Annotated in this window: 24 protein-coding genes; 22 read left to right on the top strand and 2 right to left on the bottom strand. The window is 37.0% G+C overall.

Annotated features, from left to right (window positions below; all coding sequences use genetic code 11):
- Window positions 1–15: 15 nt before the first annotated feature.
- Window positions 16–987 carry an asparaginase gene (locus ABC371_RS15030; protein WP_412897519.1) on the bottom strand — a complete coding sequence of 324 codons (972 nt, stop codon included), beginning with the start codon at window positions 985–987 and terminating at the stop codon, window positions 16–18.
- A gap of 140 nt (window positions 988–1,127) precedes the next feature.
- Between ABC371_RS15030 and prsW the strand changes: the two genes are divergently transcribed.
- The 8 genes from prsW (at window position 1,128) to rpsA (ending at window position 8,141) form a co-directional block, all read left to right on the top strand.
- Complete coding sequence (gene prsW / locus ABC371_RS15035) at window positions 1,128–1,763, top strand: glutamic-type intramembrane protease PrsW (protein ID WP_412897520.1); 636 nt, start codon at window positions 1,128–1,130, stop codon at window positions 1,761–1,763.
- A gap of 185 nt (window positions 1,764–1,948) precedes the next feature.
- Complete coding sequence (sleB, locus tag ABC371_RS15040) at window positions 1,949–2,986, top strand: spore cortex-lytic enzyme (protein WP_412899366.1); 1,038 nt, start codon at window positions 1,949–1,951, stop codon at window positions 2,984–2,986.
- Between the two features lie 18 nt (window positions 2,987–3,004).
- On the top strand, window positions 3,005–4,360 hold the full coding sequence (gene ypeB, locus ABC371_RS15045) for a germination protein YpeB (RefSeq protein WP_412897521.1): 1,356 nt from the start codon (window positions 3,005–3,007) through the stop codon (window positions 4,358–4,360).
- 180 nt (window positions 4,361–4,540) lie between these two features.
- The gene (locus ABC371_RS15050; RefSeq protein WP_412897522.1) at window positions 4,541–5,218 is read left to right on the top strand and encodes a flagellar brake protein; all 678 of its coding nucleotides are present in this window, start codon (window positions 4,541–4,543) and stop codon (window positions 5,216–5,218) included.
- Between the two features lie 75 nt (window positions 5,219–5,293).
- A complete protein-coding gene (locus ABC371_RS15055) occupies window positions 5,294–5,476 on the top strand; it encodes a YpfB family protein (protein WP_412897523.1) in 183 nt (60 codons plus the stop codon).
- Window positions 5,477–5,628: 152 nt separating this feature from the next.
- Window positions 5,629–6,300 (top strand): (d)CMP kinase, encoded by a 672-nt coding sequence (cmk, locus tag ABC371_RS15060; protein WP_412897524.1) that lies wholly within the window; start codon window positions 5,629–5,631, stop codon window positions 6,298–6,300.
- A gap of 5 nt (window positions 6,301–6,305) precedes the next feature.
- Window positions 6,306–6,887: a lysophospholipid acyltransferase family protein gene (locus ABC371_RS15065; RefSeq protein ID WP_412897525.1), complete on the top strand. Its 582-nt coding sequence runs from the start codon at window positions 6,306–6,308 to the stop codon at window positions 6,885–6,887.
- 117 nt (window positions 6,888–7,004) lie between these two features.
- Window positions 7,005–8,141: a 30S ribosomal protein S1 gene (gene rpsA / locus ABC371_RS15070; RefSeq protein WP_412897526.1), complete on the top strand. Its 1,137-nt coding sequence runs from the start codon at window positions 7,005–7,007 to the stop codon at window positions 8,139–8,141.
- A gap of 43 nt (window positions 8,142–8,184) precedes the next feature.
- Here rpsA and ABC371_RS15075 read toward each other — a convergent pair whose 3' ends face one another.
- On the bottom strand, window positions 8,185–8,328 hold the full coding sequence (locus tag ABC371_RS15075; protein WP_116352386.1) for a YpzI family protein: 144 nt from the start codon (window positions 8,326–8,328) through the stop codon (window positions 8,185–8,187).
- Between the two features lie 185 nt (window positions 8,329–8,513).
- Here ABC371_RS15075 and ABC371_RS15080 point away from each other — a divergent pair, with 185 nt between their 5' ends.
- From ABC371_RS15080 to hepT, 14 genes are all read left to right on the top strand, one after another.
- Window positions 8,514–9,113, top strand: a complete 600-nt coding sequence (locus ABC371_RS15080; RefSeq protein ID WP_412897527.1) for a YphA family membrane protein — start codon at window positions 8,514–8,516, stop codon at window positions 9,111–9,113.
- A gap of 1 nt (window position 9,114) precedes the next feature.
- Complete coding sequence (locus ABC371_RS15085) at window positions 9,115–10,011, top strand: YIEGIA family protein (RefSeq protein ID WP_412897528.1); 897 nt, start codon at window positions 9,115–9,117, stop codon at window positions 10,009–10,011.
- The gene (locus tag ABC371_RS15090; RefSeq protein WP_412897529.1) at window positions 10,008–10,199 is read left to right on the top strand and encodes a capping complex subunit for YIEGIA; all 192 of its coding nucleotides are present in this window, start codon (window positions 10,008–10,010) and stop codon (window positions 10,197–10,199) included. The genes ABC371_RS15085 and ABC371_RS15090 overlap by 4 nt, the downstream gene beginning before the upstream one ends.
- 150 nt (window positions 10,200–10,349) lie before the next feature.
- On the top strand, window positions 10,350–11,660 hold the full coding sequence (gene der, locus ABC371_RS15095; protein WP_412897530.1) for a ribosome biogenesis GTPase Der: 1,311 nt from the start codon (window positions 10,350–10,352) through the stop codon (window positions 11,658–11,660).
- Between the two features lie 15 nt (window positions 11,661–11,675).
- Window positions 11,676–12,713: an NAD(P)H-dependent glycerol-3-phosphate dehydrogenase gene (locus tag ABC371_RS15100; RefSeq protein WP_412897531.1), complete on the top strand. Its 1,038-nt coding sequence runs from the start codon at window positions 11,676–11,678 to the stop codon at window positions 12,711–12,713.
- A 376-nt stretch (window positions 12,714–13,089) separates the two neighbouring features.
- Window positions 13,090–13,290 carry a DUF2768 domain-containing protein gene (locus ABC371_RS15105; protein ID WP_412897532.1) on the top strand — a complete coding sequence of 67 codons (201 nt, stop codon included), beginning with the start codon at window positions 13,090–13,092 and terminating at the stop codon, window positions 13,288–13,290.
- Window positions 13,291–13,317: 27 nt separating this feature from the next.
- A complete protein-coding gene (locus tag ABC371_RS15110) occupies window positions 13,318–14,037 on the top strand; it encodes a hypothetical protein (RefSeq protein ID WP_412897533.1) in 720 nt (239 codons plus the stop codon).
- Window positions 14,038–14,293: 256 nt separating this feature from the next.
- Window positions 14,294–15,772 (top strand): stage IV sporulation protein A, encoded by a 1,479-nt coding sequence (gene spoIVA, locus ABC371_RS15115; protein WP_412897534.1) that lies wholly within the window; start codon window positions 14,294–14,296, stop codon window positions 15,770–15,772.
- Between the two features lie 297 nt (window positions 15,773–16,069).
- Window positions 16,070–16,342 (top strand): HU family DNA-binding protein, encoded by a 273-nt coding sequence (locus tag ABC371_RS15120; protein WP_057997427.1) that lies wholly within the window; start codon window positions 16,070–16,072, stop codon window positions 16,340–16,342.
- A 123-nt stretch (window positions 16,343–16,465) separates the two neighbouring features.
- Window positions 16,466–17,032: a GTP cyclohydrolase I FolE gene (folE, locus tag ABC371_RS15125; protein ID WP_116352377.1), complete on the top strand. Its 567-nt coding sequence runs from the start codon at window positions 16,466–16,468 to the stop codon at window positions 17,030–17,032.
- A 175-nt stretch (window positions 17,033–17,207) separates the two neighbouring features.
- Window positions 17,208–17,438, top strand: a complete 231-nt coding sequence (mtrB, locus tag ABC371_RS15130; RefSeq protein ID WP_116352376.1) for a trp RNA-binding attenuation protein MtrB — start codon at window positions 17,208–17,210, stop codon at window positions 17,436–17,438.
- 146 nt (window positions 17,439–17,584) lie between these two features.
- A complete protein-coding gene (locus ABC371_RS15135; protein ID WP_412897535.1) occupies window positions 17,585–18,397 on the top strand; it encodes a heptaprenyl diphosphate synthase component 1 in 813 nt (270 codons plus the stop codon).
- Between the two features lie 2 nt (window positions 18,398–18,399).
- Window positions 18,400–19,110 carry a demethylmenaquinone methyltransferase gene (locus tag ABC371_RS15140; RefSeq protein WP_412897536.1) on the top strand — a complete coding sequence of 237 codons (711 nt, stop codon included), beginning with the start codon at window positions 18,400–18,402 and terminating at the stop codon, window positions 19,108–19,110.
- A 34-nt stretch (window positions 19,111–19,144) separates the two neighbouring features.
- Window positions 19,145–20,107 carry a heptaprenyl diphosphate synthase component II gene (gene hepT / locus ABC371_RS15145; protein WP_412897537.1) on the top strand — a complete coding sequence of 321 codons (963 nt, stop codon included), beginning with the start codon at window positions 19,145–19,147 and terminating at the stop codon, window positions 20,105–20,107.
- Window positions 20,108–20,181: the final 74 nt, after the last annotated feature.

A 20,181-nucleotide genomic window follows, 5' to 3' on the forward strand; every position in this document is an offset into this window, starting at 1 on the left:
AAAGTCGCCCTATCTTTATTTATAAAACATCTCCTGTAATTCATCATGATCAATTGTGATTTCTAATGTGACCAATAGTTTAAGCCTTGCTTTTTGTCCATTTAGACCATTTGAAAAAATAACCCCAAGCTCTTTTAGCCGGCGTCCACCGCCTTCGTAATTATATACATCTTGCACATATCCGTTAAAACAACGGGAAACTAATACAACAGGAATACCACTATCCATGAGTTCCTTGAGTTCGGGTACCATCGTTGGTGGCAGATTGCCTTGCCCAAGCGCTTCGATTACTAATCCATCTGGTTGTATGGTCCGAATTGCCCGAAGGACCTGGTCGTCCATCCCTGCATAAGCCTTCAGGAGAACAACATTTTTTGTTATTTCTTCTATGTCATATGTTTCCCTAATAGTAGGCATGTGGTGGAAAGTGATTTCTCGTTTGCTTACAATTCCTAAGGGACCATATTGCGGACTCTGAAAGGTCGCAATATTACTAGTGTGGGTTTTAGTTACGTTTTTAGCTGTATGAATTTCATCATTTAAAACAACTAAAACCCCCATTCCAACGGCACTGTCGGACGCTGCAACACGAACAGCTGAAATTAAATTATATGGACCGTCTGCACCAAGCTCATTACTCGACCTCATCGCTCCTGTCACAACGATTGGAATATCGGATTGAACAGTAATGTCTAAAAAATATGCCGTTTCTTCCAAAGTGTCAGTTCCATGGGTAATGACAACACCTTCAATTTCATCTTCTACAATACTTTTTTCAATTTTTTTCTTTAACATTAGCATTTCTTTTTCTGTGATATGTGGAGATGGCAATTGAAATAATTCTTCTACTTTTACATTCGCAATTGAGGATAATGCATCAGTGTGAAGTAAAAGTGGATTTTGTTGATTTTGTTGGACAGCTCCCGTTTCTTTGTCCTCCATCATTGCGATCGTTCCTCCTGTATGTATAATGAGTATTTTTTTCATTAGACTCGCCTCATTTCAATATAGAAAAATGTTCCATTTAAGTATTGTTCATATTTTCATTTACCACATTACATGTTACGATAAAAGTGTTTGTTACTCAACTTTAAACATAATTTACATTCGGGAGAAGAGGTTTCATTATGGTGGCGGTCATAACCGCAGGACTAGCACCTGGACTTGCATTATTAAGTTATTTTTATTTGAAAGATAAATATGAAGGAGAACCAATTGTAATGGTTTTTCGAATATTCATTTTTGGTGCTCTCTTGGTGTTTCCAATTATGTTTATTCAATATGTGTTGGGAGTTGAAAAGGTATTTACGAATCATTTTTTACAAGCCTTTTTATCTGTTGGTTTATTAGAGGAATTTTTTAAATGGTTTATCCTTTTTTATACCGTTTACCAACATACTGAATTTGATGAACAATATGATGGAATCGTATATGGCGCATCCTTGTCGCTAGGTTTTGCAACGCTAGAAAACATTCTCTATTTGTTTGCAAATGGGCTTCAATTTGCAGTTGGAAGAGCTCTTTTACCGGTTTCTAGTCACGCGTTATTTGGTGTGATTATGGGATTTTATCTAGGTAAAGCAAAATTTTCACCTAAGGAAAAGAAAAAATGGATTATTATTTCCTTCTTATTCCCGTTTTTGTTACATGGTTTTTATGATTACATCCTCCTTTCAATGAAAAAATGGATCTATATCATGGTCCCATTCATGTTGTTTTTATGGTGGTTTGGATTACATAAAGTAAAAATTGCAAAACCTTAACCTGTCAATTTGGCAGGTTATTTTTATTGGATTGATTTTTGAAAAGTATTAAATCTTAGTTCAAATACTTCTGAATAAAATACCAATCTCTACAGAAAATACATGTAAGTATATATAGAAAATGGTTAGGGAGGTAATTAATCATGAGCTGTAAAAAGTATTTGATGTTCCCCATCGTCCTTATCATGTTTGTTGGTGTGCTCATTGGAGGAACTACTGATAATGTTCAAGCATTTTCTGAGCAGATTATTCAACGTGGTGCAACAGGTGACGATGTAATTGAGCTACAATCAAGACTACAATATAACGGCTACTACCATGGTACGATTGATGGAGTTTACGGATGGGGTACATATTGGGCCGTCCGAAATTTCCAGAAGGCATTTGGACTCGAAGAGGTAGACGGATTAGTTGGTGACAAAACAAAAGCAATGATTAACCGCTTTACTAAGTATAATAAGCAATTTGTTTACGACAATTTACGTAAAGGGAATCGTTTCACCCATTACGGGGGTGTTCCTTGGAGTATTCAATCGGCTCCTTCTGAAAAAAATATTCAAAAAGCAAAAACAACGGCAGAGGCAAGACGTGCAGAAATAGAAAAACAATTTACGGCAGAGCAAAAGCAACCACAGGCTGGACAGGGAGGTGCCCAGCAACAACAGAAACCAAAGGCACCTGCACCACAGCAAAAGCAACCGCAAGCTCAGCCTCAGAACCCAGAGGGTAAGCAAGGTCAAACCAAGCAACCACAAAAGCCTCAAGCACAACCAAAGCCACAGGCTAAACAGCAACCGAAAGCAAAGGTTGAACAACAAGAAGAGGCCAAGTCTCTAGGACCAACAGCTGTCAATATGCCGGGTGGATTTTCGCAAAATGATATTCAGCTTCTTGCAAATGCTGTATATGGAGAGGCACGTGGTGAATCATATATTGGACAAGTAGCAATTGCTGCGGTTATTTTAAATCGCCTTGACAGCCCAACCTTTCCAGATACTATCTCAGGTATTATTTTTGAACCACTTGCATTTACGGCGGTTGCGGACGGGCAAATTTGGTTGACACCAAATGAGCAGGCGAAAAAAGCTGTAATTGATGCAATAAATGGCTGGGATCCAACAGATGGAGCGACTTACTATTTTAACCCGGAAACTGCAACAAGTAAATGGATTTGGGGCAGACCACAAATTAAGAGAATTGGTAAGCACATATTCTGTAGATAGAATGGAAGGTGAGGCAAATTGTTAAGAGGAATATTAATTACAGTACTTACGATTGGTATTATAGGAACAGGCTATTGGGGCTATAAAGAGCACCAAGAGAAAAATGCCATTCTAATACAGGCGGAAAATAACTATCAACGAGCATTTCACAATTTAACGTATCATATTGACCTTTTACACGATAAAATTGGAACAACATTAGCCATGAATTCAAGAAATTCACTATCTCCAGCACTTGCCGATGTGTGGAGAATAACATCTGAGGCACATTCAGATGTAGGACAATTACCACTGGCGTTAATGCCATTTAACAAAACGGAAGAGTTTCTGAGTAATATCGGGGAATTTAGTTATCGGACAGCAGTTCGCGATCTATCTAAAGAACCATTGTCAGATGACGAATATAAAACTCTTGAGCAGTTATATAAAAATGCAGAGGATATCCAAAAGGAACTCCGAACTGTCCAACATCTAGCCATGGAGAATAATCTTCGTTGGATGGATGTTGAATTAGCACTTGCTTCGGGAGAAAAGCAGGCTGATAACACGATTATCGATGGCTTACAAACCGTTGAAAAAAATGTTGCCGCCTATTCTGAGAGTGATTTTGGAGTCACCCTTACAACTACAAAAAAAGATGGTGGAGAATTTCCGAATTTAGAGGGACCACAAATCAATAAGGAACAAGCCAAAGAAATTGCAAAAAAGTTCCTCGGGTTAAAAGGTAATATTGACATAAAAGTTACCGAAAATGGTGAAGGTTCATCAAATGGTTTTTATAGTCTAGAAATAAATGACCCTAAATCAAAGGTAAATACATTCATGGATATAACGAAAAAAGGTGGAATCCCAATCTGGGTCATTCGTAACCGTGAAGTTGCTAAAAGCAAAATCAGCCTTAATGATGCATATAATCGGGCGCAAAAATTTCTAAAAGATAATAAATTTGAAAACCTTGAGCTTTTTGAAAGTGCTCAATATGATAATGTTGGAGTATTTAATTTAGTTTCTTCAGTTGATGGAGTGAGAATATATTCAGATTCGATCAAAATGAAAGTAGCACTCGATGATGGAAACATTATTGGATTTACAGCAAGAGATTATTTAATGGCTGGGAAAATTAAAACAGCCGGTAAACCGAAAATTTCAAAAGAAGAAGCAAGAAAAGAAATTAACCCAAACCTTCAAGTCATGGAGGATCGTCTCGCCATCATAACAAACGATCTTGATCAAGATGTCCTTTGTTATGAATTTTTAGGAACAATCAATAATGATACGTATCGAATCTTTATAAATGCTGTGAATGGTTTTGAAGAAAAAGTTGAAAAGCTGAAAAATGCTGAACCAGTATATAAAGGAATGAATAAATCGTAATGAATTGAGTTGAAAGGAAAGCCATGGCTTTCCTTTCTTTTTTTCTGTTGCAGCTTTGTATGGTAATGCTTGTTTAAATGTTTGTCGCAAATACGTGGGTATCTTGCGCTTTTCTTGTTATTCATGGTTTAATAAGAATACAGAAGAATTTACAGAATGTTTTAGAAAGAGTGAACGATTGTGTTGAAAATTGGGGATTTGATTTACCTTGAACCAACCATTAATCCGAATGGTGAAAAATATCGGTGTAGGGTAGTTGAGAAAGTAGAAAATAGGCTCTACATTGACTATCCTGTTAACGACAGAACAGGGAAAACAGCCTTTTTACTAAATGGGACACAGTTAAAGGCTTTTGTTACCGCTGATAGTACTTCGGCTTATTTTTTTGACACTACGGTGTTAGGAAGGGTAAAACAAAATATCCCTATGATTGTTCTTTCGTATCCAGGTGAAGACAGTATGTATAAGATTCAGCGGCGTGAATATGTACGTGTTGAAACACCAGTAGATGTTGCAATACATAGTATAAATGGGGAATTTCAGCCCTTTGTCTCCATTACCCGTGACATAAGTGCGGGTGGTGCCGCTATCATTTTACCGTCTTCAAGAACACTTATACCCGGGCTAGACATCCTTACACATTTTGTTCTTCCCTCCCTTGCTGAGGATTATCATTATGTGACTCTCAGAAGTAATGTAATCCGCATCGTGAATGGAAAAAATGGCGAACGAAATAGGGCTTCTATTAAATTTGTGGATATAAGTGAATCTGATCGGCAGCTATTAATTAAGTTCTGCTTTGAAAGACAATTATTAATGAAGAAAAAAGGGATCCAATCAAGTGAAATTTTGAAATAGGATAACCTAATAGAATAAAATTCTCTAAATTTTTGCATACTAGTAATAAAACTTTATTTAGGATAGGTATGTAAAATGAAAAACTTTGAACGGATATTAATAAAGCTAGCTATTATTCAATTTGTATTTTTACTTCTGGCACAGGCTGTTATATTATATACCCCATTAACCCCATATATCACGAGAATGATTGAATATGAGGGTGTTGACAAATCTGACACGACCAAAACCATTGAAACATTACTAAATAACAATTAAAATGAATTGCAGGGATTCCCTGCAATTTTTCGTAGGTAGGAATACTGATCAAATGATTCAACATAATAAAGTTTAGTTAAACAAGCTTACTTGTTTATAACAACTATTTTCAATTCCTACCGAGTGTTACTTACAGGAGGCATACATAGTTTATGGACAAAAAGATTTCAATAGCAATTGACGGACCTGCGGCTGCAGGAAAGAGCACAGTTGCAAAAATTATCGCGAAGGATCTATCTTATATTTATGTTGATACAGGTGCGATGTATCGTGCATTAACATACAAAGCGCTACAATCAAATTTAGATTTAGAAAATGAAGACCAGCTTCTTAAGGCATTACAAACTACAAATTTAGAGTTAAAACCAAGTGATAATGGACAGCTAGTTTTTATCGATGGAAACGATGTGACTGAAAAAATTCGGGAGCATGATGTGACAAATTCGGTATCGATTGTTTCTAGACATCGCAAGGTTCGAGAATACATGGTCAAGCGTCAGCAAGGATTTGCTGAGCATGGTGGAGTTGTAATGGATGGTAGGGACATTGGCACTCATGTTCTACCAAATGCAGAAGTGAAAATATTTCTACTTGCTTCCGTAGAAGAAAGAGCTGTACGCCGCCACGAAGAAAACCTTTCAAAAGGTTATCAGTCCGATTTAGAGCAATTAAAAGCTGAAATTGCGGCTCGGGATAAGTTAGATTCTGAACGTGAGGTTGCACCATTGCGAAAAGCGGAAGATGCAATTGAAATTGACACAACATCATTAAGCATCGAAGAGGTTGTAGCAAGAATTATGGATGTTGTAAAGGAAAGGATTTGACTGGCATGAACCTTTATTCCTTTGCACGTGGTTTAGTAGGAGTTATTATAAAACCACTATACCGTATCGAGGTTTTGGGCAAGGAAAACATTCCAAAGGAAGGCGGAGTCTTAATATGTTCAAATCATATTGATAATCTTGACCCACCTGTAGTTGGAGTTACATCACCAAGACCTATTTATTTTATGGCAAAAGCAGAATTGTTTAAGGCTCCAATCTTAGGTCCGATTTTACCGAAAATAAATGCATTCCCAGTCAAACGCGGTGTAAATGATCGTGAGGCACTTCGGACAGCATTAAAGGTATTAAAGGAAGGAAATGTGTTGGGGATTTTTCCGGAGGGTACAAGAAGTAAGGATGGAAAGCTAGGAAAAGGGTTATCTGGTGTAGGTTTTTTTGCATTACGAACGGAATGTACGGTAGTTCCATGTGCAATTATAGGACCGTATAAAATGTTTGGTAAATTAAGGGTAGTGTACGGTAAGCCTGTTCAAATGGACACATTCCGTGAAGAGAAGGCTTCTGCGGATATCGTAACCGACAAAATCATGAATTCCATAAGAGAATTACTGGAAAAATATAAATAGATTAAGAGTTTATACTTGACAAATAACTCTATTTATTAGAAGTTAATTAAAAGAATATTTTTAACTATATCTTATACATAAAGAGTTTTTCTGTTGGACATTAAGGAGGTAATTGGAATGGCAGAGGATATGAATCAAGTAGAGTACAAAGAGTTACAGGTTGGTGATGTAATCACTGGCAAGGTAACGAAGGTAGAGGAGAAACAGGTATTTGTTTCAGTTGAGAACAGTAAGCTAGATGGCATTATCCCAATTAGTGAGCTGTCCAGCCTGCATGTTGAAAAAGCAAGTGATGTTGTATCAGAAGGAGAAGAACTTGAGCTTGCAGTGACAAAAGTAGAAGAAGAGGCTTTAATTTTATCTAAAAAAGCTGTTCTCGCTTCTAAAGCGTGGGATGAATTAGAGCAAAAATTCAACTCTGGTGAAGTATTTGAAGCGGCTGTAAAAGATGTTGTTAAAGGTGGACTGGTTGTTGACCTTGGTGTAAGAGGATTTATTCCCGCATCTTTAGTTGAAAATTATTACGTGGAAGATTTCTCCGACTATAAAGACAAATTGTTAACAGTTAAGGTTGTTGAACTTGACCGTGAGAAAAATAGAGTCATCTTATCTCACCGAGCTGTTGTAGAAGAAGAACAAAAAAACAAGAAACAACAGGTTCTAGATTCATTACAGGTTGGAGCTTTACTTGAAGGTACTGTTCAACGTTTAACGGATTTCGGAGCTTTCGTTGATATCGGTGGTATTGATGGATTAGTCCATATTTCGCAGCTTTCACACGAGCATGTGTCAAAACCATCTGATGTTGTTTCGGAAGGACAAGTGATTAAAGTCAAGGTTTTATCTGTTGACCGTGATAATGAAAGGATTTCATTATCTGTTAAAGAAACCTTGCCTGGACCATGGGAAAATATCTCTGAGAAGTTATCAGTTGGAGATGTAGTCGAAGGAACAGTGAAAAGACTTGTTTCATTCGGCGCATTTGTTGAGGTATTGCCTGGTGTAGAAGGACTTGTACATATTTCACAAATTTCTTCTAAGCATATCGGTACTCCTCATGAAGTGTTAAAAGAGGGCCAAGCGGTACAGGTGAAGGTTCTTGAATTAAATGAGTCAGAGAAACGTATTTCTCTAAGCATGAAGGAACTGGAAGAAAATGTTGAGGAAGACTACAGCAAATACCAACAACAAGAGGAAACTACTGGTTTTCAACTCGGTGAAGTAATTGGTGACCAATTGAATAAATTAAAATAAACAAGCAGATAAAAAAGCTCTCACCCCACCGGGTGAGAGCTTTTTATTTTGGATTCATACGATTCATTTCTCTTGCTTCTTCAGGTGTATCTAATCTTGTTGCACCTTTATGGTCAAGAGATTGGTCTCGGTCAGATTCGACTACACGTGCTTTTTTCAACTTGCTTTCCTGTCTATCTCTACCCATTTTCATTTCCTCCTTTTTCATCCCTACATAAGTTTTTCATGTAAAGGGAAATTTATGTAGGTGTTATCCTTTAATGTGAATTCTTATGAAGTTTCACTTTATTGTGTCTTAAAAGGATTTTTGGTATGCAAATGGGTTAAATTTCATAATTTCGAGCAATAATGGGAATAGTAGGAGGTGGAGAAATGGAAGGTGCAGTATTTTATTGGATTTGTTGGATGGCCTGGGTATGCAGTACTTTTTTTATGAAGAAAAATCGGGAGAGGCTACTTTTATCTATTCTGTTTTTAGTAACAATTATTTTATCACCCTATTCTATTGAAATGGGTGGTATCAAAATCAATTGCAGTATTTTTCTTATATTCTTTTTTTGTATGAAAGAAATCTCAAAAAGACCGAAAAAACTAGTGCTATATATGCTCATTTGTATTCTTACCATCTCTCTAGCCTATTGTAGCTTTTTAATGTTTGAATTGTATGATCCAGTGTGGCTTCTTTTTGATCGTAATTTGATGCTTGGAGCCGCATTAATTTATGTAACCTTAATGCTATTGAAGGATTTTCGCCTACGATTGGCAGGAGTTTTAATTGGTTCCATACAGGGTGATATTCTTTATGGAATCATTGTGAGTAATGTCAATTTTTCATATGAAATTGGTTCATTTGTCTTTTTAGATGTCATTTCAATTTGTTTTTGTTTTATTTTTGTTTGGTCATCTATTGAATTACTGTTACGTCATGTCGATGTAGTAGTCCAAAAAAACACGAAGGAGAAACACGGCTAGCATGAATGAATATACATACCCGATATTGTTCGGGGTCATCTTTGGTGTCGCAGTTCGATTGTATATGCTACGGACAGATTATCGTCAATATCCAACTTATTTACACGGGAAAATCATCCATATTGCGTTAGGTTTTATTGCAGCAGGATTAGGAACTGTAGCTGTTCCGTCGATTATGGAGGAAGAATTCACTGCAGTTACATTTTTAACCATTGCCGCTTCACAATTTCGTGATGTTCGTAATATGGAGCGCAATACACTTACAGAATTAGATTCTTATGAACTTGTTCCAAGAGGGAAGACATATATTGAGGGAATAGCAGTTGCTTTTGAAAGTCGTAATTATTTAGTCATTTTCACTTCTTTTTTATCCACTTTTGCTTATCTTGCTTTTAAATGGTGGGCTGGAATTGTGGTAGGTATAATTTGTCTTTTGATCTGTAAAAAGTTAATGGCTGGTAGTAGGCTTCAGGATATTGTTGATATTGAATATGTGGAGCCGCATTTCAAAGACGCTGGTTTGTATGTTGATAATATTTATATTATGAATATTGGGCTTCCAGCAAGGCAACAAGAGATTTTAAATTATGGAATGGGGTTTATTTTAAAACCTAAAAGTTTTGATGCAAGAGCTACAATTGCAAATTTAGGACAAAGACAAGCCATTTTACATGACGTCTCAACGGCGCTAGGTATTTTTAGAGATTCTGGCACTCCTGCACTTGTGCCGTTGGCAAAACGAGATTTGAATGACGGACGTGTTGGTATCTTTGTATTGCCTCAAGATAAAAATATAGATAGAGCTATCGAAATCATTAGCAATGTGCCAACTTTAGAAAATGCCATTCGAATGCCGACTGAGAGGGAAGGAAACGAGAAGGGGCTACCAACTAAATGAATATTGAAAAGTATATTTTAGCAGCGATTACAATGGAACCATCAAAGGTGAATGTTTCAGGAGGTACACCAGTATTTTCATGTTCCTCAAAGGAAGAACAGGACTCAGTTGCAGCAAGTTTAGAAGCAATTCTAGATGGAATTGCTCATGAAATCAGCGAAAATTTGTACATAATTGTAAAACACTAAACATTTGATTGTTGTAAGTATGTATTTTTGATAGAATAAAAAAGTATGACCCTTCTGATGTAGAAGGGTTTGTTTTATAAATATGGTTGAATTTCGACATTGTTGATGAGATATATGTAGAAGGAGATCGTTTAGAAAGGAAGAACGCATGTGGTAAAACCAGTTGTGGCAATTGTTGGTCGTCCAAACGTTGGAAAATCAACAATTTTTAATCGAATAGTAGGAGAAAGAGTTTCAATTGTAGAAGATATTCCTGGAGTAACTAGGGATCGGATTTATAGTTCAGGCGAGTGGCTTAATCAAGAATTCAATATTATTGATACAGGAGGAATTGATATTGGAGATGAGCCGTTTCTTGCTCAAATTAGACACCAGGCAGAGATCGCGATTGATGAAGCAGATGTCATTATTTTTATGACAAGTGGTCGTGAAGGTGTGACAAGTGCGGACGAAGAGGTCGCCAAAATTTTATATCGTTCCAAAACACCTGTTGTTTTAGCTGTCAATAAGGTGGACAACCCTGAGATGCGTGCGGATATTTACGACTTCTATGCACTAGGATTTGGCGAACCAATGCCTATATCAGGCTCACACGGGATTGGACTTGGGGACTTGTTGGACGAAGTTATCAAACATTTTCCAAAGGGTGGTAACGAGGAGTATGATGAGGACATCATTAAATTTTCTTTAATTGGTCGTCCGAATGTAGGGAAGTCATCACTTGTTAATGCATTATTAGGTGAGGAAAGAGTAATTGTAAGTGATATTGCTGGTACAACAAGGGACGCGATTGATACAAAATACATAGTCGATGGAAAAGAATACGTCATTATTGATACAGCTGGTATGAGAAAAAAAGGAAAAGTCTATGAAAGCACCGAGAAGTACAGTGTTCTGAGGGCTTTAAAGGCAATTGAACGCTCAGACGTCGTCCTTGTTGTGATAAACGGGGAAGAAGGAATTATCGAACAGGATAAAAAAATTGCTGGATATGCCCATGAAGCGGGTAGAGCGGTTGTGATTGTTGTAAATAAATGGGATGCAGTTGAAAAAGACGAGAAAACAATGAAGGAATTCGAAGAGAAAATTCGAGATCATTTCCTATTCCTTAATTATGCTCCAATTGTCTTCTTATCAGCGAAAACAAAACGACGCATTCATACATTAATACCAATGATTGATATGGCAAGTGAAAATCATGCAAGGCGTGTTCAAACTAACGTCTTAAATGACGTCATTATGGATGCTGTAGCCATGAATCCAGCACCTACAGATAAAGGAAATCGTTTGAGAATTTATTATGTTACACAAGTTGCGGTAAAGCCGCCAACATTTGTTGTATTTGTGAATGACCCTGAGTTAATGCATTTTTCATATGAACGTTTCTTAGAAAATCGGATTAGGGATGCTTTTGGATTTGAAGGTACACCTATAAAGCTCATCGCAAGAGCTAGAAAATAGGAAGGGGAGGACGTAATGGAGAAAGTAACGGTTGTTGGCGCAGGTAGCTGGGGAACGGCACTTGCACTTGTTCTTGCTGACAATGATCATGATGTGCGTATCTGGTCTCATCGACAAGAACAAGTCGATGAAATCAATACGAAGCACACGAATTCTAAATATGTCCCATCAATTGAATTACCAGAGACGATCATTGGATATTCAGATATGGGTAAGGCGTTGGCGGACGTAGAGACGATTGTTCTTGCTGTTCCAACTAAAGCAATTCGGGAAGTGCTTCAGAAGATAAGTCAGATTACTTTAACACCATTAACAATCATTCATGTGAGTAAGGGGATTGAACCGGATACATTAAAGCGGATCTCTGAAATGATTGAGGAAGAAATGCCTTCAACACTTTTAAAAGATGTAGTTGTTCTTTCTGGACCAAGCCATGCTGAGGAAGTGGTGCTTCGTCACCCAACAACAGTAACGGTTTCATCTAAAAATATGGAATCTGCTGAATATGTCCAAGATCTATTCATTAATCAGCATTTCCGGGTTTACACAAACCCTGATATTGTAGGTGTTGAAATTGGCGGGGCGTTAAAAAATATTATAGCCTTGGCTGCTGGGATTACAGATGGTCTTGGTTATGGAGATAATGCAAAGGCTGCACTTATTACACGTGGTTTGGCTGAGATTTCACGTTTAGGCAGTAAAATGGGGGCAAACCCATTAACGTTTGCCGGATTAACCGGTATCGGTGATTTAATTGTAACGTGCACAAGTGTGCACTCACGTAACTGGCGTGCGGGAAATCTACTTGGTAAAGGGCAAAGCCTTGATGAAGTCCTTGAAAACATGGGAATGGTCGTCGAAGGTGTTAGGACGACCAAGGCAGCGTATCAGCTAGCTAAAAAGATGGATGTGTCCATGCCTATCACATTTGCATTATATGACGTTCTTTTCAATGATCAATCACCAAAAGATGCGGTTGATCAATTAATGGCTAGAGGAAAGACGAACGAAATGGCCGACCTCTTTAACTATTTAGACAAAGGAACGATGTAAATAAAATGCTTACACAAACTCTCTTTTCGTGCATATGATGGAAAGGAGAAAAATAAATAGCGGGATTTCCTAAACATTTCGCGCAGCAAAAACAATTCTAGTGAGTAAAAAGTTTGCACTTTTCTTGTGGAAAATAGGCATAAGACGATACATTTGTTGCCGTTTTCGCATAAAATGCAACGTAGTATACTGTGGGTCTGAGCGACTGGGTAAAAGGGAATATTTAGTTTTAGGCTTGCTGAAGTAAAGGTGCCCCTCTTTACTTCAGTTTTTTGCTTTTACAAATAACAATATAACAATATAGACTTAGTTTAAAGGTTCGTATTATGATATAATATTTGACGACATGTTAGAGTTGGACAAGGGAGTGAATAAGGTGACACCAGGATTATTAAAAATGTGGATATCATTTGCAGGAATGGCGTTTATGGCGCTTGCTGTCATATCCATTTATTTTAGTCGATATAAACTTAAGGGCTTTCTAAAAGGAATAGTAGCCGCGATAGCATATCTTTTTATGATTCTAGCAGGAATTATTATTTTCTTTGTTGTGTTTAGCGGACCAGTTAGTGAATAGAGATACAAACATAAGGATGGTATAAATATGAAAGTTTCGTTACAACTGTTGGTTATTGTTTTTTCATTATCATTACTTACTGGGTGCCTTTATCCAAAAGAAAAGCTTGCTCAAAATCAAATTCCTTATGAGGACCAAATTGCAGCTGTCCAGCGTGCGGTTGACCAATTTAAAGAGGATACAGGGGGGCTTTTGCCAATAAAAAATAGAGATATGGAGACCCCTATTTATCAAAAATATCCGATTGATTTTACCCGAATTTCCCCGAAATACATAGCTGAACCCCCTGGTAATGCTTATGAAACGGGCGGAGTTTATTTATATGTTTTAGTGAATGTAGAAACAAACCCAACGGTTAAACTACTTGATGTTCGAATTTCAGAAGAACTTAGTGAACTGAATTTGCGCGTGCAAATGTATCGTTCATCAAATGAGTATGCGCCATTTAAGGAACAGCTTCATACAAATGTTTTTACATTAGATTATAGCAAGCTAGGCTTGAAAGAAGAGCCGTATGTTGTGAGTCCATTCACAGGAAAAAACTTACCACTATTAATAACGAGCACCAATGAGATTGTTGTAGACTATCGTATGGATTTATACGAGTATTTAACAAAGTATGAGCATACGTATCAAACAGGTGATGATATTCGGGATCTTTTAGTTGATAACTCGATGTTTGTCCCGACCAATTCTCTGCCATATACGATTAATGACAAAAATGAACCAATTTTTTTAGATAATTAAGTCATGAACCCTTCTTTTAGACATAAACTCTAAAAGAAGGGTTTTCTTTTGTTCAAAAAGTGAAAAAAATAGCTTGCTAGGGTGTTTAAATGACTGTCTTTTTGAACTTAATATTGCTGCTACATATTATGGGGGGAATTTTTTTCTAGAAATAGTCATATTTAATTAGGACAACGTCATACAAATATAATGTCCTAGAATATGTAGTAAATGGATAAAATTATCCCAAGAACTGTAAAATCGGGAGGGATCACACTTGGAAAAGGTAGATATTTTTAAAGATATCGCTGAGCGCACCGGTGGCGATATATATTTAGGAGTCGTTGGTGCAGTAAGAACAGGTAAATCTACTTTTATAAAGAAGTTCATGGAATTAGTAGTCTTACCGAATATCGGTAGTGAAGCTGATAAGGCTCGCGCACAGGATGAATTGCCACAAAGTGCTGCTGGAAGAACCATTATGACAACTGAACCAAAGTTTGTTCCAAACCAAGCTGTTTCTGTGCATGTTGAAGAAGGGCTTGATGTGAACATTCGCCTTGTGGATTGTGTGGGGTACACAGTTCCAGGTGCGAAGGGTTATGAGGATGAAAATGGACCTCGTATGATTAATACTCCTTGGTATGAAGAGCCAATTCCATTCCATGAAGCAGCAGAGATTGGCACAAGAAAAGTTATTCAGGAGCATTCCACAATCGGTGTTGTTGTAACAACAGATGGCTCGATTGGAGAAATTCCTAGAAGAGATTATATTGAAGCAGAAGAACGCGTAATTGCTGAATTAAAAGAGGTAGGGAAACCATTTATAATGGTTATTAATACTGTCCATCCTCATCACCCTGAAACAGATGCTCTACGTAAGGAGTTAAATGAAAAGTATGATATTCCTGTTTTAGCGATGAGCGTTGAAAGCATGCGTGAAGCAGATGTATTTAATGTCCTACGTGAAGCACTTTATGAGTTCCCAGTATTAGAAGTAAATGTTAATCTGCCAAGCTGGGTAATGGTTTTACGTGAAGATCATTGGTTAAGAGAAAGCTATCAGGATGCTGTAAAGGATACTGTCCAAGATATCAAGCGTTTACGCGATGTTGATCGTGTAGTTGGCCAATTTAGTGAGTATGACTTTATTGACCAAGCAAGTTTAGCTGGTATCGAAATGGGGCAGGGGGTAGCTGAAATTGATTTATATGCTCCAGATGATTTATATGATCAAATCCTTAAGGAAGTAGTGGGAGTTGAGATTCGCGGAAAAGATCATCTACTACAGCTCATGCAAGATTTTGCTCATGCAAAAGCCGAGTACGATCAAGTGGCAGATGCATTAAAAATGGTGAAGCAAACAGGATACGGAATTGCTGCACCTGCACTATCTGATATGAGCTTAGATGAGCCTGAAATCATTCGACAAGGTTCAAGATTCGGTGTTCGCTTAAAAGCAGTTGCACCATCTATCCACATGATTAAGGTAGATGTTGAATCTGAATTTGCACCGATTATTGGTACAGAAAAACAAAGCGAAGAATTGGTCCGTTACTTAATGCAAGACTTTGAAGATGATCCACTTTCTATCTGGAATTCAGATATCTTCGGAAGATCATTGAGCTCTATTGTACGCGAGGGAATACAGGCGAAATTATCGTTAATGCCTGAAAATGCCCGCTACAAGTTAAAAGAAACGCTCGAAAGAATTATTAACGAAGGTTCAGGCGGATTGATTGCTATCATATTATAGGATGTAGGCTCCTTACTAGGGAGTCTTTTTTTTGATTTTAATGAGAGTGTTGGGGTGATTTGCTTACTAAATACGAATATGATACGCTTTTTAAGAAAAATATAGGTTTTTTGGTGAAATATACATATTTAGGTAAAATTTCTGTTGAAATATATTGAATTATGTCTAATTATCGTTTATTATAAGGCATGTTAGCATAATGCTTACGTAAGAAGATACTTGATGACACAAGGCTTAAAAAGCAATTAGTGGTCATTTATATGATTTGAAATCTTTATTTGGGAGGAGGTGAATGTCATGAACAAAACAGAATTAGTTAACGCTGTAGCTGAAAGTGCTGAACTTTCTAAGAAGGATGCTACAAAAGCTGTGGATGCAGTTTTTGATTCAATCCTTGAAGCTCTTAAAGGTGGAGACAAAGTTCAGTTGATCGGATTTGGTAACTTTGAGGTACGTGAGCGTGCAGCTCGTAAAGGTCGTAATCCTCAAACTGGTGAAGAAATCGAAATCGCTGCGAGCAAGGTTCCTGCATTTAAACCAGGAAAGGCGCTTAAAGATGCGGTAAAATAATTTTTACATAGAAACTATGTGAAAGAAACAAAAAGAGTCGTCTTGCGACTCTTTTTTGTTTTATATCCATAAATATGCTAGAATCAATGAACCGATAGTATGTGATATGAGGAGGGTTGGCAAATGACTTCTGTAGATTATAAAAAAATAGAGCAAGCTGTTACAATGATTTTAGAAGCAATTGGGGAAGACCCACAGAGAGAAGGGCTAGTTGATACACCAAAACGAGTTGCTAAAATGTATGCCGAAGTTTTCTCAGGCTTAGAAGATGACCCGAAAGAATACTTTCAAACAGTTTTTGGAGAAGAACACGAAGAATTGGTACTAGTAAAAGATATCCCATTCTTCTCTATGTGTGAGCACCATCTTGTTCCATTTTATGGTCATGCCCATGTTGCCTATATACCTAAAGGTGGTAAAGTAACAGGATTAAGCAAACTTGCACGAGCTGTGGAAGCTGTTGCAAAAAGACCACAATTACAAGAAAGAATCACTTCAACTATAGCTGATTCTATTGTTGAAACACTTCAGCCTCACGGAGTAATGGTTGTCATTGAAGCGGAGCATATGTGTATGACGATGCGTGGTGTTAAAAAGCCTGGGGCAAAAACCGTGACTTCTGCTGTTCGAGGGATTCTACAAAAAGATCCAGCCGCTCGCAGTGAGGTATTATCTCTAATTAAGAATTGACATCGGCAAAAAAGTACGAGATAGTAAAAAAAGATATGGATTTCACTCATCTTCCAAGCAAGTGTTGTATGAGATGAAATGTTTCCTTTATTGTACGTGTTCTAAAAATTCGATGTGTTTTACTAGTTGGATTTTTGAACATCCCCTTACATAGCATTCATAGGAGTGAAGAAGGATGAGTAACAATACAAACTCAGAATTTATTGTAATCAAAGCAGTAGAAGATGGAGTGAATGTAATCGGCTTAACGAGAGGATCCGACACACGCTTCCATCATTCAGAGAAATTGGATAAAGGTGAAGTCATGATTGCACAATTCACTGAACATACCTCAGCAATCAAAGTGCGAGGGCATGCAATTATTCAAACAAGTCATGGAGAAACTGAATCAGATTCGAAAAAATAAGCAGGTAAATCCTGCTTTTTCTTTTGGAATAAACAAAACTAAGAGAAAATCTAAGTGATGTATGATATAATTAACGTTGTTTTATAAAGACTAATTTTAAATAACTTAAACATAGATAAATGGACATTTAAATTGGGGAAACAAGGGTGATTGATTTGCATGACATCAAGGAAATAGTTGCCGACCTTAAGGAGCGTATAGAGGATAAAACAAGACACTCATACCTTCAAAAATATATGGAAAAACCGAGTATAGATGAGGATAAACTATTATTGTTATACTCCATATGTGAGGATTTGCTTTTGCCAAAAGAGCAATTAACAAACTATATAGTAACCACTATGCTTGTTCAACAGGCGTTAGATACCCATGAAACAGTCCCCAATCGACTAACCTATTCAGATGAACGTATGCGCGGTCAACAATTGGCTGTCCTGGCAGGAGATTATTTTAGCGGATTGTATTATTATCTTCTTGCTCAAGCTACCGATATAACCTTCATTCGAATACTCGCAGAAGGTATTAAAGACGTAAATGAAGCAAAAATTTATTTTTATCAAATGGATCATGAACATATAGACAAGCTTTTTTCATGTGTGACAGCGGTTGAATCTGCCGTCTTCGGGAAAATTGTGGAAACTTTTCAAATAAATAAATGGGAACAACTCGTTCAAAACTTTTTATTGTTAAAAAGACTTTTACTTGAGAGAGATCAATATTTAAAATGTGGAAATTCGATTCTGTTTAAGACCCTTAATAAAATAGTTTCGAGGGAAAAACATGATCAGAAAACGGAAGTCATGTATGAATATAACAAGCATCTTTCTCTTGTGAGTAAAAAGCTAGAACATTCCTTAGAGGACAACCCTAAACTAAACAAAATGTTACGTAACCGGATTAATGAATTACTACTTAAAAGTACAACATTATCATTGAAAAGAAGCGTGGAAGAAGGGTAATTATGGAGCAATCTAAAGAACAACGTGTACATCATGTATTCGAAAAAATATATAAAAACTATGATCAAATGAATTCCGTTATCAGCTTCCAACAACATAAAGCTTGGCGTAAGGATACAATGAAGCGAATGGATGTCAAAGAGGGCTCAACAGCACTTGACCTTTGTTGTGGCACTGCTGATTGGACCATTGCCTTAGCTGAGAAAATAGGCCCTCAAGGTAAAGTGTTCGGTCTTGATTTTAGTAAAAATATGCTGAAAATCGGTCAAGAAAAAGTAGACAAATTAAAGTTAAATCAGGTGGAATTAGTACACGGTAATGCGATGGAACTCCCATTTGAGGACAATACCTTTGACTATGTAACAATTGGATTTGGTCTTCGTAATGTTCCTGATTACATGACTGTTTTAAAAGAAATGCGTAGGGTTGTTAAGCCAGGGGGAAAAGTTGTGTGTTTAGAAACTTCCCAACCAACAATGCTTGGTTTTAGACAGTTATACTTTTTCTATTTTCGCTTTATCATGCCGGTTTTTGGAAAGCTTTTTGCAAAAAGCTTTAAGGAATATTCATGGCTTCAGGAATCTGCTCGTGATTTTCCAGGTATGAAGGAACTTGCAAACATGTTTCGGGAAGCAGGGCTTACTGATATTGAAGTGAAACCATATACTTTAGGTGTAGCTGCAATGCATTTAGGTTATAAAAGAAATGGTTGAACGCGTCATATTTTTTTAGACTAAGGTGAAACAGATGAAATTATCTTTGATGTATTCGTATTTGAATACAGATTTAGCAATTATTGAAAAAGAACTGGAGGCGTCCATTAAAGGGAATCATCCGGTTCTTCAACAGGCTGGGTTGCATCTATTACAATCTGGCGGCAAACGACTACGCCCTGTTTTTGTCCTTTTAGGAGGGAAATTTGGGGATTATGATATTAATGTAATTAAAAATGTTGCCGTAACACTAGAATTAATTCATACGGCATCGCTTGTGCATGATGACGTGATTGATGACGCGGATCTTCGACGTGGCAAGCCTACCATTAAGGCGAAATGGGATAATAAGATAGCGATGTATGCGGGAGATTATATTTTAGGTAGCTCATTAGAAATCATTACAAAGATTCCAAATCCCTTATTACATAAACTACTTGCACACACCATTGTTGAAGTTTGTTTAGGTGAAATCGAACAAATCAAAGATAAATATCGTTTTGATCAAAATTTGCGCTGTTATTTACGTAGAATAAAGCGAAAGACGGCTCTATTAATTGCAAGCAGTTGTCAATTAGGAGCAGTAGCTGCAGATGTTCCTACTGACGTACATAAAAAACTATTTTTATATGGTTATTATGTAGGAATGGCCTTCCAAATTACAGACGATATATTAGACTTCACTGGTACTGATGAACAATTAGGTAAACCTGCTGGGAGCGATTTAATGCAAGGTAATATTACTTTGCCAGTTCTATATGCAATGAAGAATGAAAGCCTTAAACAGCAAATTGTACAAGTATCTGAACGTACAACAGCTACTGAGATTAAACCTTTAATCACTGCTATTAAACAGTCAGTTGCAATAAAACAAGCAGAGGCTTTAAGTAATCGATATTTAGAGAAAGCTTACGAGATACTTGGGGAATTGCCTGCTTGTCGTGCCAGAAATACACTCTATAATGTTGCGAAATATATCGGAAAAAGAAAATTTTAACTATATTCAGTAGGGGCACCCCCACTGAATATAGTTAAAGCCCCTGGCGGAGACATGCGATTTTTAAAGGTAAT

Origin of the sequence: Bacillus jepli, assembly GCF_047238305.1 — a bacterium.
Classification (GTDB): Bacteria; Bacillota; Bacilli; order Bacillales; family Bacillaceae_L; genus Ferdinandcohnia.